This window comes from Pseudomonas botevensis (genome assembly GCF_019145475.1).
Taxonomy (GTDB): Bacteria; Pseudomonadota; Gammaproteobacteria; order Pseudomonadales; family Pseudomonadaceae; genus Aquipseudomonas; species Aquipseudomonas botevensis.
In genome coordinates this window covers 1-2,641 of the sequence record NZ_JAHTKI010000050.1, presented here as the reverse complement: position 1 = coordinate 2,641, position 2,641 = coordinate 1, and the positions used below count along the sequence as shown (strand labels likewise).

General features: G+C 60.9%; 1 protein-coding gene. It reads left to right on the top strand.

Features of this window, described 5'->3' with window-relative positions:
* Positions 1-2,641, top strand: a 2,641-nt coding sequence (locus KVQ74_RS29225) for an immunoglobulin-like domain-containing protein (RefSeq protein ID WP_318837902.1), incomplete at both ends; no start/stop codon positions are given.

Below are 2,641 nucleotides of genomic sequence, written 5' to 3'. Positions count from 1 at the left end.
ACCACCACCGTGAAGCTCACCGCTTCCGAAACGGCGGCTGAGGGTGGCACTGTTACTTACACCGCGACTGTCGGCGCTCCAGTGACCGGCTCGCCAGTGACCGTGACCCTGGCTAACGGCCAGAGCATCACCATCGAAGTGGGCAAGACCACCGGCACCGTGACCACCACTGCGCCGAACGATGCATTGACCGGTCATGCGCCGCTGACCAACGCGATCACCGATGTGAGCGGTGGTAACTACGAAAATCTGGTGGCTGATAAGACGCCGGTTTCGACCACTGTTACTGACACCGTCGACACGACCAACCTGTCGCTGAGTGCAACCGGCACCGTAGCCGAAGGTGGTTCGATTGTTTATACCGCGACCCTGACTAACGCCGCAGGTTCGCCGGTCACCGTGACCCTGTCGAACGGAGCCGTGATCACCATCGACGCTGGTAAAACCACCGGCACGGTGACCGTTCCGGCACCGGCAGATGACGTCTACAAAGACGCCGGCAAAGTCGAAGCGACCATTTCGACCGCTACCGGTGGCAACTTCGAAAATCTGGTGCCAAGCACTGTTCCGGCAGTAACTCAGGTCACCGACACCATCGACACCACCACCGTGAAGCTGACCGCTTCCGAAACGGCGGCTGAGGGTGGCACTGTTACTTACACCGCGACTGTCGGCGCTCCAGTGACCGGGTCGCCAGTGACCGTGACTCTGGCTAACGGCCAGAGCATCACCATCGAAGTGGGCAAGACCACCGGCACCGTGACCACCACCGCGCCGAACGATGCGCTGACTGGTCATGCGCCGCTGACCAATGCGATCACCGACGTGAGCGGTGGTAACTACGAAAATCTGGTTGCCGACAAGACGCCGGTTTCGACCACTGTTACTGACACCGTCGACACCACCAATCTGTCTCTGAGTGCAACCGGCACCGTGGCCGAAGGTGGTTCGATCATCTACACCGCCACCCTGACCAACGCCGCTGGCTCGCCAGTCACCGTGACTCTGTCGAACGGCGCCGTGATCACCATCGATGCCGGTAAAACCACTGGCACGGTGACCGTTCCGGCACCGGCAGATGACGTCTACAAAGACGCTGGCAATGTGCAGGCCACGATCACCAACGCCACCGGCGGCAACTTCGAAAACCTGGTGCCAAGTACCACGCCGGCCGTGACCAGCGTCACCGACACCATCGACACCACCACCGTTAAGTTGACCGCTTCAGAAACGGCGGCCGAGGGTGGCACCGTCACCTACACCGCGACCGTCGGCGCGCCGGTAACTGGCTCGCCGGTGACCGTGACCCTGGCAAACGGCCAGAACATCACCATCGAAGTGGGTAAAACCACTGGCACCGTGACTACCACTGCGCCAAACGACGCTTTGACTGGTCATGCTCCGTTGACCAACGCGATCACCGACGTGAGCGGTGGTAACTACGAGAATCTGGTCGCCGACAAGACGCCGGTCAGCACCACCGTCACCGACACCATCGACACCACCAACCTGTCGCTGAGCGCGACCGGTTCCGTAGCCGAAGGTGGTTCGATTGTTTACACCGCAACCCTGACTAACGCTGCTGGCTCGCCAGTCACCGTGACTCTGTCGAACGGCGCAGTGATCACCATCGATGCCGGTAAAACCACCGGTACGGTGACCGTCCCAGCCCCTGCTGACGATGTGTACAAAGACGCAGGCAAAGTCGAAGCAACCATTTCGACCGCCACGGGCGGCAGCTTCGAGAATCTGGTGCCGAGCACTGTTCCGGCAGTGACTCAGGTCACCGACACAATCGACACCACCACGGTCAAACTGACCGCGACAGAGTCGGCGGCGGAAGGTGGCACCGTCACTTACACCGCGACTGTCGGCGCTCCCGTCACCGGCTCGCCAGTGACCGTGACTCTGGCTAACGGCCAGAGCATCACCATCGAAGTGGGCAAAACCACCGGCACCGTGACCACCACCGCGCCGAACGATGCGCTGACTGGTCATGCGCCGCTGACCAATGCGATCACCGATGTGAGCGGGGGCAACTACGAAAATCTGGTTGCCGACAAAACCCCTGTTTCGACCACTGTCACCGATACCGTCGACACGACCAACCTGTCGCTGAGTGCAACCGGCACCGTGGTCGAAGGTGGTTCGATTGTTTACACCGCGACCCTGACCAACGCTGCTGGCTCGCCAGTAACTGTGACTCTGTCGAATGGCGCCGTCATCACCATCGACGCCGGCAAAACCACCGGCACCGTCACCGTTCCGGCCCCTGCCGATGACGTCTATAAAGACGCCGGCAAAGTCGAAGCAACCATTTCGACCGCAACCGGCGGCAACTTCGAAAATCTGGTACCAAGCACCGTTCCGGCAGTGACTCAGGTCACCGACACAATCGACACCACCACCGTTAAGTTGACCGCTTCAGAAACGGCGGCCGAGGGTGGCACCGTCACCTACACCGCGACCGTCGGCGCGCCGGTAACTGGCTCGCCAGTGACCGTGACCCTGGCAAACGGCCAGAACATCACCATCGAAGTGGGTAAAACCACTGGCACCGTGACTACCACTGCGCCAAACGACGCTTTGACTGGTCATGCTCCGTTGACCAACGCGATCACCGACGTGAGCGGTGGTAACT